A 17300-nucleotide genomic window follows, 5' to 3' on the forward strand; every position below is an offset into this window, starting at 1 on the left:
GGTTTTAAATTTTGAAAGAAAATCCTTCTTTTTTAAAAGAGCAAATTATAACTTATCTTGGAAATAAAAGAGCACTTTTAAGTTTTTTAAATAATGGCTTTAAGGTAGCTAAAAAAGAACTTGGTAAAGATAAATTTAGTTTTTGTGATATATTTAGTGGCTCAGGTGTTGTAAGTCGTTTTGCAAAAGCACACTCAAATTATATTTTAGCCAATGATTTAGAAGATTATTCAAAACTCATCAATGAGTGTTATCTTGCTAATAAAGACAAAGATTTACTTCAAAATATAAAAAAGTATTATAAAAATTTAATCCAAAATTTAGATTTTCAAAAAGGTTTTATCAGTGAGCTTTATGCTCCAAAAGATGATGATGATATTAAAAAAAATGAAAGGGTTTTTTATACTTTTAAAAATGCTTTATATCTTGATACTATAAGGCAAAAAATCGAAAATGAAATTCCAAAAGAATTGAGGCATTTCTTTATAGCTCCTTTGATTTATGAAGCCAGTGTTCATTCAAATACTAGCGGAGTTTTTAAAGGTTTTTATAAGGGTAAGGATGGCATCGGAAAATTTGGTGGCGAAGGACAAAATGCACTTAAACGCATTAAAGGAGAAATAGAGCTTAAAATGCCTATTTTTTCAAATTTTTCTTGTGAATTTGAAGTGATGCAAAAGGATGCAAACATGCTTGCAAAAGAACTTGATTTTTTTGATGTAGTGTATCTTGACCCCCCTTATAATCAGCACCCTTATAGTTCTAATTATTTTATGCTAAATTTAATTGCAAATTATAAAAAACCTGAAGAAATTTCTAAAATCAGTGGCATTCCAAAGGATTGGAACCGCAGTACTTTTAATAAGTCAAAATTTGCCCAAGATGCTTTATTTGAACTTATTAATGATTTAAAAGCAAGAGTGATTTTACTTTCTTATAATTGTGAAGGTTTTGTAAAAAAAGAAATTTTTTTAAAGCGCTTAAGCACTCTTGGAAAATGTCGGATTTTAGAACAAAAATATAATACTTTTAGAGCTTCTCGCAATCTTAAAAATCGTAATATCCATCTTCATGAACAACTTTATATTTTAGTTAAAAATTAAATTTTGTGCTAAAATTATATTTATAAAAAGGAGGGATTTATGAAACTAAAATTATCTTTTTGTACATTAATGGCATTTGGTTTTTCTAACTATCTTTTTGCTTCAGCTATTGATCCAAAGTTATTTTCAAGAATATCTTGATTTTGCCAGTAATAAAGGCAAATTTCAAGTAGGTTAAAGTGGCTTTGAAATTTTAGCAAAAAATCCTAGTCAAAATATCTCTTTCAATGTGCCTATGATTGATTTTTCTACTTCAAATCGTGGAGGAAAATTCCAAGGAGAATTTACCAATATAGGACAATCTTATATAGTCAGTGCTTCTCATATGAGTACAAGTTTAAATACTGGGAAGTAAATAAAGGCTATGTGAAACAAGGTAGTGTTTTACACTTTGGAGGTGTAGCAAATAGAATCGTAAGCTCAAGTGATAATTTTACTTATAAGAAAGAAAATGTGGATTTTGCTGTTTTAAAAATGAGTAAGATTAGTCTCAATAAAAGTGCAAATTTGAGTAAAGATTTAAATCTTATTGAAAAAGATTCTGGCGATGGTGGAGAGTGGAGATATTTATGAATACAAGGATCCATTTTGGGATAGTTGTCAAAGTGGAAAATGTGATTATTCAAAAGGCAAAGGCAAGCTTTTTGATAGTTCGCGTTATGAGTACTTTGTAAGAGAGGGAAGTGGTATTGTAGCTTTAGGTTTTGAAGATACAAATAAAGTACCCATTAAGATTTTTGATTCTAATGAAATTAATTTAGGAGGTTTTGTCAGTTTAGCTCCTAAAAATACTGAAGATAAGCGTTTTAAGTTGCAATTTCTTAATTATACCAATGATAAAAGAAATCCTTTTACAAGTTCTTCAACACCTGGGGATTCTGGAAGTGGAGTTTATGTTTATGATAAGATTGATAAAAAATGGTATTTAGTAGGTGTAGTAAGTACGAGTAATTGTAATGCCCATTTTACTGATGGATATACTTGTTCACAGGTTGATTATGCTTTGATCAATCAAGTAAAGATCAATGAATTTCAAAATACTCATAAAATAGCCATAGGATCTGGAACTTATACACTTAGTAGCGATGGTTTGGTGAAAGATGGTAAAAAAATAGAAAATGTAAGTTTGATTTCTAAGACTAATGTGGGTTGTGTAAGCTATAAAAATTCTTTTGATGATAAAAATAATTGTGATAAGAGAATTGAAGAAATGCAAAATAGCAAGGATTTGTATTTTTCTCAAAATGGAAGTATAAATTAAATAGCGATGTGGATTTAGGCGCTAGTGTTTTAAATTTGATAAAAATTCAAATTGGCAAATAACAGGCGATAAATGGCTTATACATGGCGGAATTTATGCTGATAAGGGTTCAAGGTAGAATATAATGTTAAAACCAAAAAAGATGATTTTCTTTATAAAATGGGTGAAGGAGAGCTTGTTGTCAAAAGTCAAAGTGTGGATACAGGACTTAGAATGGGTGAGGACCAAGGTAAGTCTTGAGGGTGAAGGTTTAAGTTTTGGCGAAATTTATATGAATGGCAGAACTTTGGATTTATCAGGGGCTTAACATTAAATTTTGATCAAATTAAAACTGACTCTAATAATGTTTTTATCACAAGTTCTTAATCAGGAATACATTTAAATTTAGAAAACAAGCAAGATTATCTTTATCATGGCAATATCTTTTCAGATGAAGCTGTAGCAATGAGTGCCAATACAGACAAAGCTTTGATTTTTGATGGTAATATTTACAATAAAGAAGGTGTTTTTAGGACAGAAAATGCCAAGTTAAATTTTCAAGGACATGCTAGAATACACGCTTATGTAAGCAAAGAACAAGCTAAAAAACTTCAAGAGCAAGGTTTAAGTGCTTTAACTAAGCCTGTAAGTTTTACACAAGAAGATTGGGTTTTTGTTTTAAAAGAGCTTAATTTAGAAAAAAGCGAGTTTTATTTAGGGCGTAATGTAAGCTTAAAAGTAGAAAACCTTAATGCTAAAAATTCCAAAATAGAGCTTGGAAGTAAAAATTTGTGGATCGATGAAAAAGATGGGGAAAATATTATTGATAAGACTGATGATTATTCTTATGGAGATGTTGTATAAACAGGAGTTGGCAAAGAAATGGCTTTTGAGCAAAAGCTTTAAAATACCCAAAATGCTAAGATAGAAAAGGTTTATTTTAGTGTAAATTTAAATCTTGATCATTCTGATGTTACTTTGCAAAACACATTTTTTAGTGGTAATATCAAAGGTATCAATGATACGCAAAAAAATCTTGCGATTAAAGATTCTTTGCTTGAGTCTCATATACAAATGAGCAATCTTCAAGTAGAAAAAAGTGCTATTTATAGGAAAGTTGATGCAAAAAAAATTAAGTGCAAATAATACAATATTTAAAATCAATGTGGATTTTGAAAATTCTAAAGCAGATTATATTAATTCTAAGGAAAGCACACAAGGAGTAAATAATACTTTAGTATTAATTTTTCTTAATAATCCTAGTAAAAAGCGGGTTTAAATATCTTGCTAGCTCATTTAAAAGATGAAAATAAACATTTAACAAAGGAATTTTTTACTATGCCTTTAGTACGTATACCCCAAATGTTGTTTTTTCTCATAATGAGGAAAATTTTGCCCAGAGTGGAATTTAGAAAAAATTGATTCTAAGATTAAAGATGAATATTTTTTTACTAATGATAATACTCAAGCTATTGTAAAAACTAAATCTATACTTGCTCAAGCTATTTTAGGCTCCATGATAGGAGTGGAATAATATGCATAAAAGAATGGGGGAATTACGCAATAATCCTTATGAAAGTGGTGTATGGTTAAGAACTTTTGGATGGGGTACGAGTGATGAGTATAATAGTGGAAAATACTTTGAAATTCAAAGCGGACATGATAAATTAAACGAGTATTCGAATTTCGAGCTTTACAGTGGAGTAAGGTTTTTATAGTGATTTTGTTTTAGATATATTTATTATCAAAATGAAATAAATGCAAATTTTATTCCAGGAAATCAAGGTAGATTAGATGATAATGATGGTTCGCATAATATTATCTTAAGTGCTGAGTTAGGTTATAGAAAAGCTTATGATAAATTTTATCTTGAGCCGAGTTTGGAATTTATCAGTGGTTATGTAGGAGCTATGGATCTAAAAGGAGATATTGCTAGTTTAAAACGATTTTCTTATATTCCTTTAGTCGTAAAAACAGCATTTTTCATAGGAAGTCAAAATTAAAATTTAAATTTTAGAACAGGACTTGGTTTGTATGCGGATCCGATTAAAGCAGGAGATCAAATCTTGGAGGATCAAGCAAGTCAGAGAAGATATGAAGGAAAAAAGATCAAAGAATGTTTATAAATTTAGGAAATGATTATAAGCTTAACGATAAAACACGCTTTAGTTTTGAATTTGAAAAGACATTTTTTGGCGATTTAAATGTAGATTGGAGTGCAAATGCTAATTTAAGATATAGTTTTTAAATAAAAAATAATTTAAAAATTGTATTTTTATTTTAAGCTTTTTTGTTTATAATACTTGCTTTTACATTTAAAGGATAAAGATGAAAATAAAAGTTGGGATTTTAGGAGCGAGCGGTTATGCGGGAAATGAACTTGTTCGCATTTTGCTTAATCATCCCAAGGTTGAAATTTCTTATTTGGATTCGAGTTCTAGCGTGGGGCAAAATTATCAAGATCTTTATCCTAACACCCCTTTAAATTTATGTTTTGAAAATAAAAATTTAGATGAACTTGAACTTGATCTTTTGTTTTTGGCTACTCCGCATGAATTTAGTGCTAAACTTTTAAATGAGAATTTATTAAAAAAGATGAAAATCATTGATTTAAGTGCGGATTTTCGTCTTAAAAATCCTAAAGATTATGAGCTTTGGTATAAATTCACTCATCCTAATCAAGAGCTTTTGCAAAATGCGGTTTATGGACTTTGTGAGCTTTATAAAGAAGAGATAAAAAAAGCAAGTTTAGTGGCAAATCCAGGTTGTTATACCACTTGTTCTATCTTAAGTCTTTATCCGCTTTTTAAAGAAAAGATCATTGATTTTAGCTCAGTTATTATTGATGCAAAAAGTGGAGTAAGTGGAGCAGGAAGAAGTGCAAAGGTGGAAAATCTTTTTTGTGAAGTTAATGAAAATATCAAAGCTTATAATTTAGCTTTGCATCGCCATACTCCTGAAATTGAAGAGCATTTAAGCTATGCAGCCAAAAAGAAAATCACTCTACAATTTACCCCTCATCTTGTGTCTATGCAAAGAGGAATTTTAATCAGTGCTTATGCAAATTTAAAAGAGGATTTGCAAGAACAAGATATACGCGATATTTATACAAAATACTATCAAAACAATAAATTCATAAGGCTTTTACCGCCGCAGTCGCTTCCGCAGACTCGGTGGGTTAAATCAAGCAATTTTGCGGATATAAATTTTAGTGTAGATCAACGCACAAAGCGTGTTATTGTGCTTGGTGCTATTGATAATTTAATCAAAGGTGCAGCAGGACAAGCTGTTCAAAATATGAATTTAATGTTTGATTTTGATGAAGATGAAGGACTTAAATTCTTTGCAAATTTGTAAAGGATAAAAATGTTAATACGAGCTATGCAAAAAAGCGATTATGAAGCCGTTTATAAGCTTTGGTGTGAGATAAAAGGCTTTGGGATAAGAAGCATTGATGATAGCAAAGAAAATATAGAAAATTTTTTAGATAGAAACCCAAATCTTAGCGTTGTAGCAGTGCTTGGTGAAGAAATTGTAGGAAGTATACTTTGCGGACATGATGGACGCACAGGAGGATTTTATCATGTATGTGTACATAAAGATCATAGAAAAAAGGGCATAGCGCACGAGATGACAAAATTTTGTCTTGAGGCTTTAAAAGCTCAAAAAATCAATAAAATCGCCTTAATCGCTTTTAAAAACAATGATTTAGGCAATGAGTTTTGGAAACATTATGGTTTTACTTTAAGAGAAGATGCGAATTATTACGATCTTTCTTTAAATGAGTATAATCAAACTAGCTTTAATGCTTAAGGAATGATCATGCAAAAATATTTAGAAAAAGCTAATGTCTTAATCGAAGCTTTGCCTTATATACGCAAATTTAATTCCAAGATTATACTTATAAAATACGGCGGATCAGCTATGGAAAATGAAGAGCTAAAGCATTGCGTGATGCAAGATATAGCTCTTTTAAAACTTGTGGGTTTAAAGCCTATCATCGTACATGGTGGGGGAAAAGATATTTCTGCTATGTGTGAAAAATTAGGCGTAAAGAGTGAGTTTAAAAACGGTCTTAGGGTTAGTGATAAAGCCACTACTGAAGTAGCCAGTATGGTTTTAAATCATATCAATAAAAATTTAGTCCATAGTTTGCAAAATTTAGGAGTTAAAGCCATAGGGCTTTGTGGTAAAGATGGCGCGCTTTTAGAATGTGTGAAAAAAGATGAAAATTTAGCTTTTGTTGGCACGATACAAAAGGTAAATTCGAAAATTTTAGAAGAGCTTTTGGAAAAAGATTTTTTACCTATCATTGCTCCTATTGGCATGGATGAGAATTTTAATACTTATAATATCAACGCTGATGACGCAGCTTGTGCGATCGCTAAGGCTTTAAGGGCTGAAAAACTTGCTTTTTTAACTGATACTGCAGGGCTTTATGAGGATTTTAATGATAAAAATTCTTTAATTTCTAAAATCAGCCTTGAACAGGCTAAAATTTTAGCTCCTAAAATAGAAGGTGGTATGCATGTAAAATTAAAATCCTGTATTGATGCTTGTGAAAATGGAGTCAAAAAGGTACATATTTTAGATGGGCGTGTGAAACATTCTTTGTTGCTTGAGTTTTTTACCGATGAAGGTATAGGCACTTTGGTGGGTTAAAGGATGAAAATGGATTATAAAGAACAAAGTCATATTGTCCCTACTTATAAGCGTTTTGATATAGTTTTAGAAAAAGGGCAGGGGGTTTATCTTTTTGATGATAAGGCTAAAAAATATCTTGATTTTTCAAGTGGTATAGGTGTTTGTGCTTTAGGATATAATCATGCTAAATTTAATGCTAAAATCAAAGCTCAAGTGGATAAACTTTTACATACTAGCAATTTATATTATAATGAAAACATAGCCGCTGCAGCTAAAAATTTAGCCAAAGCTAGTGCTTTAGAGCGTGTTTTTTTTACAAATTCTGGTACAGAAAGTATAGAAGGAGCGATGAAAACAGCTAGAAAATACGCCTTTAACAAAGGTATTAAGGGTGGACAATTTATCGCTTTTAAGCATTCTTTTCATGGGCGTACTTTAGGGGCTTTATCGCTTACTGCTAATGAAAAATATCAAAAGCCTTTTAAACCTTTAATTTCAGGGGTTAAATTTGCAAAATATAATGATATTTCAAGCGTTGAAAAACTGGTGAATGAAAAAACTTGTGCCATTATCTTAGAAAGCGTGCAAGGAGAAGGTGGGATAAATCCTGCAAATAAAGATTTTTACAAAGCCTTAAGAAAGCTTTGCGATGAAAAAGATATATTATTAATCGCTGATGAAATTCAATGTGGCATGGGTAGAAGTGGAAAATTTTTTGCCTATGAGCACGCACAAATTTTGCCTGATATCATGACTTCAGCTAAGGCCTTAGGTTGTGGGCTTAGTGTGGGTGCTTTTGTAATAAATCAAAAGGTAGCAAGCAATTCTTTAGAAGCAGGCGATCATGGTAGTACTTATGGTGGAAATCCTTTAGTTTGTGCAGGAGTGAATGCAGTTTTTGAAATTTTTAAAGAAGAAAAAATTTTAGAAAATGTCAATAAACTCACGCCTTATTTAGAGCAAAGTTTAGATGAGTTGATAAATGAATTTGATTTTTGTAAAAAACGCAAAGGCTTAAGGTTTATGCAAGGGCTGAGTCTTGATAAAAATGTAAAAGTAGCTAAGGTCATTCAAAAATGCCAAGAAAATGCACTTTTACTGATAAGTTGCGGGGAGAATGATTTGAGATTTTTACCTCCTTTGATTTTGCAAAAAGAACATATTGATGAAATGAGTGAAAAGTTAAGAAAGGCTCTAAAGAGTTTTTGATAAATTTTGTAAAAAAAGTTTATTCTTTCCCATCTACTATAGGCACAAATAAACATTCTTCTAAAATTTCTTTTTGTAAATTTGTGCCATTTTTTCTAAGGCGTGTGATGAATTGTTTGCCATTGTGTAAAATAGGAGCAACTAAAATACCATCATCGCTTAATTGATCGAGTAAAATTTCAGGAATTTGTGTCGCATAAGCAGAAAATAAAATCCTATCATAAGGAGCATAATTTTTCCAGCCATTTTGTCCATCATCAAATTTTACATTGATATTAAAAAGTTCTAATTCTCTGAAAGTTTGAGCGGCTTTTTTGGCTAAATTTTCTATGCGTTCTATGGTAAAAACACGCCTTATGACTTTGCTTAAAATCGCAGCTTGATAGCCACTTCCACAACCTATCTCTAAAATACTATCAGCATTTTTAAAATCTAAAGCCATAGTCATTTTAGCTACAGTTAAAGGTGAACTAATCCATTGAGAATTTGCTAAAGGCAAAGCATCAAGGCGATAAGCATGGGCTTTTAAAGGAGAAAAAATTTCACGCGGAATTTGACAAAAAGCATTAAAAAGCTCTTCATTGATAAAAACTTTTTGTGCAATTTCTTCAGCCATATTTTGACATCTTTTTTGTTCAAATGCGTTCATTACTTCTCCTATAAATTTAAATAAAAATTGTAACTAAAAAAGTTGAAATAGAGTTAAACTTAGCTATACTTAAATAAAAAGGAAAAAAATGCTTATAAAATTTAAAAATCATAGTCCCAAACTAGGTCAAAATGTTTTTGTTGCAGAGGGCGCTAAAATCATAGGAGAAATAGAAATAGGAGATGAAAGTAGTATTTGGTTTAATTGTGTTTTAAGAGCCGATGTTAATTTTATAAAAATTGGCAAAAGAACCAATATTCAAGATCTTAGCACAGTTCATGTTTGGCATAGGGAATTTGATAAAAAAGGAAAGTTAAAAGATGCTGGTTTTCCTACGATAATAGGAGATGATGTAACTATAGGACATAATTGCGTTATCCATGCTTGTGTGATAAAAAATCGTGTTTTAATCGGAATGAATGCTGTTATCATGGATAGTGCTTTGATAGAAGAAGATAGCATAGTGGGTGCTGGAAGCGTTGTAACAAAGGGTAAAAAATTTCCGCCACGCTCTTTGATACTTGGAAATCCTGCAAAATTTGTGCGTGAATTAAACGATGAAGAAGTCAGCTTTCTAAAACAATCCGCTTTAAATTATGTGGATTTTAAAAACGAGTTTTTAAAAGATCTTCAGTGATATTTTGAAGTTTAGGCGAGAGTTTTACTTCAAATTTCACAAAACGATCAAGATCTAAAAAACTCTCATCGAGTTTTGAAATTTGCTCTTTTGTATAATCTTGAATAGTATTTAAAGATGACTTTTTAAGAAGTCTTTTTTCTTTGTAGACTAATTCTAAAAGTTCTTTGCGTTCTAAATTTTCATCTTGATTTGGGTTTTCGTCAAAAACATAAAGCTCATCAAAAAGGATTTTTTGCGTGTTTTTATCATAAACCCTAAAAAGCTTTTTAAAATGAGGTAGGGTTGATTTTTCGTTATTTTCGCTGATTTTGATTTTAGGTTTTATGCCTTGATCTTCTAAGGCTGCGAGTTTATAAACGCAACTAAAAATAGGGTCACTTGAAGCAGTGATCAATCTTTCACCTACACCAAAGATATCAATAGGTGCATTTTGTTCTTTGAGTTTTTTAATGCTCCATTCATCAAGTGCGTTAGAAACTATGATTTTACATTTTTGAAGTCCTGCTTGATCAAGTTCTTGTCTGATTTTCAAACTCAACTTAAGTAAATTTCCAGAATCTATTCTCACGCCGCCTTCTTGAATACCAAATTCTTTAAAAACTTTAATCGCATTTTTAAGTCCGCTATTTAGACAATCATAAGTATCAATCAAAAAAACAGGATTTTTTGGATAAATTTTCACATAAGCTTTAAAAGCTTCAAGTTCATTTTCAAACATTTGCACCCAAGAATGTGCCATAGTTCCATTGATAGGGATATTATAAATTTTTCCTGCTAAAGTACAAGCACTTCCTATGCAACCTCCTATAAAAGCTGCTCTTGCTCCTTTTAAGGCTGCTTCACTTCCTTGTGCTCTGCGTGAACCAAATTCTAAAATTTTACTGTCTTTAGCTGCACGCACGATACGATTGGTTTTGGTAGCAATAAGGCTTTGGTGGTTTAAACTTAAAAGTAAAAAAGTTTCTAAAAGCTGTGCTTCTATGGTTGTAGCTTTAATACATAGCAAAGGTTCGTTTGGAAAAATCACTTCTCCTTCACGCATAGCATAAATTTCACCCTTAAATTTAAAGTTAGCTAAAAAATCTAAAAATTCTGTATCAAAAATACCTTGTTTTCTTAAAAATTCTATATCTTCTGCATCAAAACTCAAATTTTCAACAAAGTCTAAAATATCTTCAAGACCTGCAAAAATAGCAAAAGATCCTGAATCTGGAATTTTTCTAAAAAATATATCAAAATAACAAATTTGATCTTTTTTATTGTTTTTGAAATAGCCTTGAGACATTGTAAATTCATAAAAATCACAAAGCAAGGCTAAAGAAGTTTTAGAAGTCATCAAAGCTTATACTACCCTTAGAATAATTCGTTACTTTACTTTCAAAGAAATTGCTCTTTTGATCGTTAAATTTTGAAAAATCATCTACCCATTTAATAGGATGTTTTGCATTGTATAACTTATCTAAATTGATCGCGCTTAATCTTTGATCTACAAGATAATGGATATATTCTTCTATGATATCATCAGTAAAGCCCATGATTTGATTTTGAGTGATGTATTTACCCCATTTGATCTCAAGATCTCCAGCTTTTTTAAACATATCATAAATTTTATTGATATTTTCATCATGGAACAAATCAGGTCTTTCTTTGCGTACTGAATTGATCATATTTTGAAATAATAAAAGATGTGTGATTTCATCTCTTTGGATAAAGCGGATCATTTGTGCTGAACCTAGCATTTTTCCTGCACGTGCAAGTGCGTAAATGGCAGTAAAACCACTATAAAAATATACTCCTTCTAAAATTTGATTTGCTACCATAGCCAAAAGAAGTTTATTATCATCTACATCGCCTGCTAATTCTTCATAAATGCTTGAAATAAAGTCATTTTTTTCACGCAAAGTTTCATCATGCTTTTCCATTTCATAAATCAAATCTGTATTATCGCAAATCGCTTCTACCATAACAGCGTAAGATTTTGAATGGTTTGCCTCTTCATAAGCTTGACGTGCCAAAACCGCATTGATTTCAGGAGCTGTGATGTAAGGGTTGATATTATCTGCTAAATTATTGGTTTGAAAACTATCCATAGAAATAAGCTGACTCCAAACCAAATCATACATTCTTTTTTCACCTACAGTTAAATTACAGCGATAATCAAGTGCATCTTTAGTTGTATCCACTTCTTTTGGAAACCAAGTATTTGCCTCCATTAAATCCCAAAGTTTTAAAGCCCAGGTATATTTTGCCTTAGTGAAATTTAAAATTCCATGTGGGTTACCATCAAAAATTTTACGATCTCCTAGGGTTTCGTTTGAGTTTGGATTGTAAATTCTTTTTCTTTGCATTTTTAACCTTTCTTTATGCTTTTAGTAGCTATACAACTTTGAGTTAAAATATCGTGTAAATTTAAACGATCTTTTCTTACAAAACTGACAAATAAACCAAAGAGTAAGCCAAAACTTATAATAAATATCACATATCTTAGTAAAATTCTAAGAAAACTTAGTTTCTTTCCCGTTTTTATATCAATAAGATATAAATCATATGCTTTAAGACCTGGGCTTTGTGCCTTTTTTGTTAAAAAAATAGCTTGAATCAAACCAAATAAAAAAGTACATAAAGTTGTGATAAAATGGTTGTTTAAAAAAGCTTCTTTAGAGCCTAATAGAAAATAAAATAAATACAAAATAGGAACATAAATAAGAAAAATATCTATAAGCAAAGCTCTAAATCTTAGCCATCTAGAGCTAATTTTTGCTTTAGTTTTCATTTAATTTCCACGGCTTCCTGGTTTTATAGCTTTACTCCCTTTTTTACAAAGTGGACAATTTGTTTCATCATAAATTTCAAATTCAAAATTTCCTAGAGTAAAGAGTGGTAAATTTTCAGGTAATTTCGCATTATCTTTTCTTGGAGATTTTAAATTTTCTACTGCACAGAAACCACGATTTGCCAATGCTGCAAAACCTACAACAATGCCACCTAAACTTTCAATGATTTTTGCACTCTCTAAAGCACTACCACCTGTAGTAATGATATCTTCACAAATTATAAATTTTTCACCCTTTTTCACCTCAAAACCACGTCTTAAAGTCATTTCTTTATTTACTCTTTCAGTGAAGATAAAACGTTTACTACAAGCTCTCGCAAGCTCATAACCTGCTAAAATTCCACCTAAAGCAGGAGAACAAATGCTATCAAATTCTATCTTATAGCTTGCAATAATCTTTGCAAGTTCATCACAAAGTTTTGCTGCTAATTTTGGATTCTCTAAAACTTTTGCACTTTGAAGATAAAATTGCGAATGTTTACCTGAACTTAGTAAAAAATGCCCTTCTAAATAAGCACCACAACCTTTATAAATTTGCTCTAAATTCATCGTTAAACCTTTAAAAGTTCACTTTCTTTACTTTTTACACTCTCATCAATTTTTGTTGTATAGGTGTCGGTAAGTTTTTGCACTTCATCATAAGCTTTTTTTGCTTCATCTTCGCTTATTGCCTTATCTTTTTCTAGTTTTTTAACTGCATCGTTGGCATCTTTGCGTATATTTCTTATAGAAACTTTTGCCTTTTCACCCATAGCTTTAGCTTGCTTTACATTTTCTTCTCTTTGCTCTCTAGTCATCGGAGGGAAAAATAATTTTACACTTTCGCCGTCATTGTTTGGATTTACACCGATATTTGCAGCTGCAATAGCGCTTTCTATGGTTTTTAGTAAAGGTTTTTCCCAAGGAGTGATGCTAATAGTTGAAGCATCACTTGCTAAAACAGTTGCTACTTGATTTAAAGGAGTTTGAGTTCCATAATAATCCACTGTAATATGATCTAAAATATGGGTATTAACTTTTCCAGTTCTTAAAGTGGTGAAGTCTTTTTTTAAGGCTTCTAAAGATTTTTCACTTTGGGTTTTTTGTTTGTTAAAAATTTCATTTAGCATTATCATTTCCTTTGATTATTTACTTGAATTAACATCGCTTGGAAGTTGTGGTGCACTTGGAGCGATAGAATTTGTGTTTGGGGTAGCAGGCACAATAGGAGCACTTGGAATAGTAGTATTGTTGTTTTCTACTTTAATTTTCTCTGCTAGAGAGTCTTTGCTAGCTTTATTGTATAAATAACCAAGACCAATAGTATTTGCAATAAGTAAAATTCCCATAACAAAGGTAAATTTTGCCAAAAATCCAGCTGGTCCTTTGGCACCAAATAAACTTTCATTGCTTCCACTATAAGCTCCAAGTCCTATACTTGAACTTTTTTGAAGTAAAACTGCTATACAAATAACTACAACGATGATAAATTGCAAAATGATTAAAAGAGTGATCATTGAAAATTCCTAAAAGTTAATTTTTAAATGATTATTTTAGCTAAATAAAACTTGAAAAGTTTTGAAACTTGAAAAGTTTTTGTGAGAAAAATCCCACAAAAATTTATCTGCTATTGAAGCTTCTTAAGATATTAAGTAAAGATACGAAAAGATTAACAAAATCAAGATAAAGTGCTACTGCACCTTCGATTGGAGTTTCATAATTTCCGCGGATAATATTTTGCGTATCATAAAGAATGTAAAATGAAAATAATATTGCAGCTACTGCTGAAATAGCTAGATTAACTATACTGCTTTGGAAGAAAAGGTTTAGTAAAGATGCTGCTACAATAACGATTAATACTATAAATAAAGCTTTACCCATAACAGTAAAATCTTTTTTTGTATTCATAGCAAATACACTAAGTCCTGCAAAAGCAACTGTTGTTAAAGCAAAAGCTTGAGCGATGATAATTCCTCCAGCTGGTAGAGCTAACACTGAAATAAGCAAAGGTGTAAGCGTTAAACCTGAGCAGAAAGTAAAACCAAAAAGCAAAACAAGATTTAATGGAGCCTCTCTTTTTTTCCATTGCAAAGCAAATAAAAGTCCGATTTCAACAGCAAAAAGGATCCAAAAAGTTACTTGTGATTGTATAAAAAATGATGCTAAAGCAAAAATTCCTACATACGCACCTACTGTTGCAGCTAATAATGAAGCAGCAAAAAGTTGATAAGTTTGTTTAATAAAAATACTTAATTCGCTTGAGCGTGTATTTTCAAATTCTTTTGATCTTGAGTAGTCTCTATCATAAAGACTCATAAAATTCTCCTTGCAAAATTGTTAGATTTTTTAAAATCTTGAGCGAAATCTAACATATTAGACTAAATAAAAAGTTAATTTATATAATATCTTTATGATTAAATGAAATCTTTGCTGAAATTTTGTTATAATTTCAAGATTTTAGTTTCAGGTTGGTTTTATGGAAAATCTTATTAGTGGGGCGATTAAGTTTATGCAAGAAGACTTTAAGGAGCATGAAGAACTTTTTGAAAGTCTAAAAAATAAGCAAAATCCCCATACTCTTTTTATAGGTTGTTCTGATTCTAGAGTAATTCCAAATTTGATCACCAATACGGGTCCAGGTGAGCTTTTTGTAATACGAAATATTGCAAATATAGTTCCACCTTATCGTATTGGGGAAGATTACTTAGCGACAACTTCAGCAATAGAGTATGCTTTAAATTCATTGCATATTAAAAATATCGTCGTTTGTGGCCATAGTAATTGTGGAGGTTGCAATGCTCTTTATTATTCTGATGAAGAGTTAAATAAAATTCCTAATGTGAAAAAATGGCTTACTATGTTAGATCCGATAAAAAAAGATGTAATGATTTTTGCAAGAGACGATTTGGCTATGCGTTCATGGCTTACAGAAAAATTAAATTTAGTAAATTCTTTGCAAAATATACTTACTTATCCAGGCGTGCAAGAAGCTTTAGATGAAGGAAAAATAGAAGTACATGCTTGGTATTATATTATAGAGACAGGTGAAATTTATGAGTATGATTTTAAAGCAAAAATTTTTACTTTAATACAGGATAGGAAAGTTCAATGAAGAAAATTATTTTTAGTTTATGTTTTTTTATTTTATACCTTGGAGCACAAGAATTTAAATTTATTGATGCGAATATTAGTAAAGAGGATGAAGGAATTTATGCTTTAGTTGAAAAATATGTTGATCTTAACAATCAAATTAAAGAATTTAAGAAAAACAATGATGAAAATTCAAGCACTTTTAATGGTATTTTAAGTGAATTTGAAAAAGACAAAAAGACTATTTTAGCAAAAATACCCGATATGATAGTAGGACAAAAGATTAATGAAGAGGCAGTGGCTAGATTTTTAAAAGCAAAAGAAAAATTACTAGATGTTCAAAAAAAGAATATTAATAAGCCTTATATTTATACAGATGCCACTCTTAATCTAGTTTATTTTAATATTGTGGAAAGTTTTTATTCTTCTTTGTTTGAAGTGGAAAAACTTTTTAAAAATACAGCAAGCAGTGAAGATTTGATTGCTACTGTTGATAAGGCAATGGAAAATTTACAAAATTCTTCTAATGTTAATTTAGATAGTTTTAAAAGCAAAATTACAAATTCAGAAGAATTAGAAAAAATTACCCTAAAAGAAAGATATATCAGTAATGCTGTAGATTCTTATTCTGAAATTCTTAAGTATTTACGCTCAAATGCAGATTTGCTTGAAAGTAATTATATTTTTTCATTACTCGAGCTTCAAGTTTGGATAGATCGTATAAATGAGGCAATTGGGGTAAGTTTTGTTAATATCGGAAAAATAGTAATTTCTGCTTTGGTTTTAGTATTTTTTATATCTTTAAGACGTTTTTTTGCAAATATAGTATATTTTTTCCTTGTTCAGTTTTTTTATAGAAATAAAAATGATGTAGATGATATTAAAGTCATTTTTATTGAGAATATTAAAAAACCCGTAGGCTTCTTGTTGATTGTCTATGCTATTTCTCTTTGTCTTACTATAGCAACTTATCCTGCACCTTTGAGTGTAAATTTAAGTAATTTTTTTCATATAGTTTATGCAGTTTTAATTGCATGGCTTATTTTAAGAATGCTTGATGGTTATGGCGTGGTATTGGTTTCTAAACTTGCTCAAAAAAGTGGAAAAAAAGAAGTTGTAAATTTAATTATTAAAATTTTATATTTTGTCATTATTATTATAGCTTTATTATATATTCTTGCTCAACTTGGTTTTAATATTTCGGCTATTATTGCATCTTTGGGAATTGGTGGTTTAGCTGTTGCTTTAGCGGCGAAAGATATCATTGCAAATTTCTTTGCTTCTATACTCTTACTTTTTGATAATAGCTTTAATCAAGGAGATTGGGTAGAGGTTTCAGACATAGAAGGAACCGTGGTTGAAACAGGACTTAGAAAAACTACTATTAGAACTTTTGATAATTGTCTTGTATTTTTACCAAATTCAACTATTATGGGAGCTAATATCAAAAATTGGAGCAAAAGACGCATGGGTCGCCATGTTAGAATGTATTTGGGTGTTGGTTATGATGCTACTCCTGAAAAACTAGAACAATGTGTAAAAGATCTAAGAGAATTTTTGCATACAAGTGATTTAGTAGCTCACGATGAGGATAGCGCATTAAAATATGGCGATCATACAACAAAATATCGTCAAAATCTTGTATCTATTAATGATTTAGAAGGCTATAAAAATGCTTGTTATGTGGCTTTAAGTGAATTTGCAGATAGTAGTATTAATATAGAGCTTTATTTTTATATCAAAGAAATAGGTGGAAAAGATTTTAGAGAAGCTAGACAAAGTTTAATGCTTGAGTTTATGCGTATAATTGAAAAAAATGGTTTAACCTTTGCTTTCCCAAGTCGTAGTATTTATATAGAAAATTTACCACCCCTTGATTTGCAAGCAAAAGCTAAAAAATAGCAAGATTTTAT

General features: G+C 30.4%; 16 protein-coding genes and 1 pseudogene. 9 read left to right on the forward strand and 8 right to left on the reverse strand.

Features of this window, described 5'->3' with window-relative positions:
• Positions 1-11: 11 nt before the first annotated feature.
• From FBF06_RS01035 to FBF06_RS01085, 6 genes and pseudogenes are all read left to right on the forward strand, one after another.
• Positions 12-1103, forward strand: coding sequence for a DNA adenine methylase (locus FBF06_RS01035; protein ID WP_002857221.1), 1092 nt, complete (start codon positions 12-14; stop codon positions 1101-1103).
• Between the two features lie 39 nt (positions 1104-1142).
• Positions 1143-4591: pseudogene (gene vvfC, locus FBF06_RS09580) on the forward strand (autotransporter serine protease VvfC).
• A gap of 80 nt (positions 4592-4671) precedes the next feature.
• Positions 4672-5700: an N-acetyl-gamma-glutamyl-phosphate reductase gene (gene argC / locus FBF06_RS01070; protein WP_168977495.1), complete on the forward strand. Its 1029-nt coding sequence runs from the start codon at positions 4672-4674 to the stop codon at positions 5698-5700.
• Between the two features lie 9 nt (positions 5701-5709).
• Positions 5710-6156 (forward strand): N-acetyltransferase, encoded by a 447-nt coding sequence (locus FBF06_RS01075; protein WP_002854672.1) that lies wholly within the window; start codon positions 5710-5712, stop codon positions 6154-6156.
• 3 nt (positions 6157-6159) lie between these two features.
• A complete protein-coding gene (argB, locus tag FBF06_RS01080) occupies positions 6160-7005 on the forward strand; it encodes an acetylglutamate kinase (RefSeq protein ID WP_002859393.1) in 846 nt (281 codons plus the stop codon).
• Positions 7006-7008: 3 nt separating this feature from the next.
• On the forward strand, positions 7009-8196 hold the full coding sequence (locus tag FBF06_RS01085) for an aspartate aminotransferase family protein (protein WP_079355485.1): 1188 nt from the start codon (positions 7009-7011) through the stop codon (positions 8194-8196).
• Between the two features lie 19 nt (positions 8197-8215).
• Here the strand turns inward: FBF06_RS01085 and FBF06_RS01090 are convergent, their stop codons facing one another.
• Positions 8216-8845, reverse strand: coding sequence for a protein-L-isoaspartate(D-aspartate) O-methyltransferase (locus FBF06_RS01090; RefSeq protein ID WP_002851780.1), 630 nt, complete (start codon positions 8843-8845; stop codon positions 8216-8218).
• Between the two features lie 88 nt (positions 8846-8933).
• On the opposite strand from FBF06_RS01090, the gene FBF06_RS01095 reads away from it, so the two are divergent.
• A complete protein-coding gene (locus FBF06_RS01095; RefSeq protein ID WP_002867133.1) occupies positions 8934-9482 on the forward strand; it encodes a gamma carbonic anhydrase family protein in 549 nt (182 codons plus the stop codon).
• Here FBF06_RS01095 and FBF06_RS01100 read toward each other — a convergent pair.
• The 7 genes from FBF06_RS01100 to FBF06_RS01130 form a co-directional block, all read right to left on the reverse strand.
• Complete coding sequence (locus tag FBF06_RS01100; protein WP_002859396.1) at positions 9451-10824, reverse strand: nicotinate phosphoribosyltransferase; 1374 nt, start codon at positions 10822-10824, stop codon at positions 9451-9453. The two genes, FBF06_RS01095 and FBF06_RS01100, sit on opposite strands and share 32 nt — an antisense overlap.
• Positions 10811-11833 (reverse strand): ribonucleotide-diphosphate reductase subunit beta, encoded by a 1023-nt coding sequence (locus FBF06_RS01105; RefSeq protein ID WP_002859397.1) that lies wholly within the window; start codon positions 11831-11833, stop codon positions 10811-10813. Before FBF06_RS01105 ends, FBF06_RS01100 begins: the two co-directional genes overlap by 14 nt.
• A gap of 2 nt (positions 11834-11835) precedes the next feature.
• Positions 11836-12258 carry an RDD family protein gene (locus FBF06_RS01110; RefSeq protein ID WP_002859398.1) on the reverse strand — a complete coding sequence of 141 codons (423 nt, stop codon included), beginning with the start codon at positions 12256-12258 and terminating at the stop codon, positions 11836-11838.
• Entirely contained in the window at positions 12259-12867 is a 609-nt protein-coding gene (gene pyrE / locus FBF06_RS01115; RefSeq protein WP_002869477.1) for an orotate phosphoribosyltransferase, read from the reverse strand. It lies immediately after the preceding gene.
• Between the two features lie 2 nt (positions 12868-12869).
• On the reverse strand, positions 12870-13433 hold the full coding sequence (frr, locus tag FBF06_RS01120) for a ribosome recycling factor (protein ID WP_002860618.1): 564 nt from the start codon (positions 13431-13433) through the stop codon (positions 12870-12872).
• Positions 13434-13442: 9 nt separating this feature from the next.
• Complete coding sequence (gene secG, locus FBF06_RS01125; RefSeq protein ID WP_002854650.1) at positions 13443-13814, reverse strand: preprotein translocase subunit SecG; 372 nt, start codon at positions 13812-13814, stop codon at positions 13443-13445.
• A gap of 103 nt (positions 13815-13917) precedes the next feature.
• Positions 13918-14613 (reverse strand): Bax inhibitor-1/YccA family protein, encoded by a 696-nt coding sequence (locus FBF06_RS01130; protein ID WP_002851668.1) that lies wholly within the window; start codon positions 14611-14613, stop codon positions 13918-13920.
• A 160-nt stretch (positions 14614-14773) separates the two neighbouring features.
• On the opposite strand from FBF06_RS01130, the gene FBF06_RS01135 reads away from it, so the two are divergent.
• Together FBF06_RS01135 and FBF06_RS01140 are read left to right on the forward strand one after the other, a co-directional pair.
• The gene (locus tag FBF06_RS01135) at positions 14774-15409 is read left to right on the forward strand and encodes a carbonic anhydrase (protein WP_002859401.1); all 636 of its coding nucleotides are present in this window, start codon (positions 14774-14776) and stop codon (positions 15407-15409) included.
• Positions 15406-17289, forward strand: coding sequence for a mechanosensitive ion channel family protein (locus tag FBF06_RS01140; RefSeq protein WP_002890623.1), 1884 nt, complete (start codon positions 15406-15408; stop codon positions 17287-17289). The genes FBF06_RS01135 and FBF06_RS01140 overlap by 4 nt, the downstream gene beginning before the upstream one ends.
• Positions 17290-17300 lie beyond the last annotated feature (11 nt).

Source organism: Campylobacter sp. CFSAN093227 (genome assembly GCF_012897855.1).
GTDB classification, from domain to species: domain Bacteria; phylum Campylobacterota; class Campylobacteria; order Campylobacterales; family Campylobacteraceae; genus Campylobacter_D; species Campylobacter_D jejuni.